This window comes from Micromonospora sp. AMSO31t, assembly GCF_008868175.1.
Taxonomy (GTDB): domain Bacteria; phylum Actinomycetota; class Actinomycetes; order Mycobacteriales; family Micromonosporaceae; genus Micromonospora.
This window is the reverse complement of sequence record NZ_WBKT01000317.1, coordinates 1-923: the sequence shown is the minus strand read 5'-3', so window position 1 is coordinate 923 and position 923 is coordinate 1. Positions and strand designations below refer to the sequence as shown.

The window sequence follows — 923 nt, the reverse complement described above, 5'->3', positions numbered from 1 at the left end:
CCGCCGGCCACCCCGCCGAAGCCCAGCGCCACGCCGAAGCCGACCAAGACCGCGACGCCGAAGCCGACGACGCCCAAGCCGACGAAGACGGCCACGCCGAAGCCGACGCCGAGCACGTCGAGCCCGACGCCCACTCCGTCGACCTCGCCGAGCACGACGCCGCCCACGACGCCGCCGCCGAGCCCGACCGAATCGCCCACCTCGGCGCCGCCGACCAGCACCGCCGCCGTGCCGACCGGCGGCGCCGCGGACCCGACCGGCAGCGCGGCCGGGAGCACCTCGGCGAGCGCGAGCGCCACCGACTGACCCAACCGTCCACTCCGGCTGTGCTCCCGGGCCGGAATGTGGCACGGTGAGATCCAGGCACGCCCGGCCGGCGCCACGGTCGGGGGCGAGCGTGGGCGCGGAGGGGCGAGATGGGCGAGCAGGACGTTCCGGCGGAGACGGTCCATCCCGGATCCGCGCCCGACGCCGCCGACCGGCCGGCCGACGCCATGGAGGAGCGGCCGGGCCAGGACGACGCCCCGGTGGCCGTCGCCCGGGCCCGGGTGAGCGTCGCCGGCGCTGCGGCACCGCCGCCGGCCGAGGATCGGGCGGGCGCGCCGGCCACCGCCACCACATACCGGGCGGGCGGTCCCGCGGAGTCGGTTCCGCCGCTGGACCGGCGCCAGCCCGGCGCCTCCGTTGCGCCGCCGTCGACCTGGTCCGCGTTCGCCGCCGCCGAACGCCCCGGAGCGGAGGCGTCGGACCCCGGCCAGCCGCCGCCCGCGAAACCCTCCGTGCCCGCTCAGGGACAGGCCCGGGCCAGCGCGTCGGTCCCCGGGCTGACCCGGGCCTCGGCCGACGAGGTCGCCGCCGCGGTCGCCGGCACGTCCGGCAGCGCCAAGGTCTACCGGTCCGGCCCGGTCAATCCCGAGCCGCCC

At 79.7% G+C, this 923-nt stretch carries 1 protein-coding gene and 1 pseudogene; one reads left to right on the top strand and one right to left on the bottom strand.

Annotated elements, in window-relative coordinates:
- Positions 1-311 (bottom strand): hypothetical protein (locus F8274_RS30755; RefSeq protein ID WP_192580060.1); only part of this gene is annotated, 311 nt, incomplete at its 3' end.
- Between the two features lie 105 nt (positions 312-416).
- Here F8274_RS30755 and F8274_RS30750 point away from each other — a divergent pair.
- Positions 417-923 (top strand): annotated as a pseudogene (locus F8274_RS30750) (hypothetical protein); the annotation flags it as partial.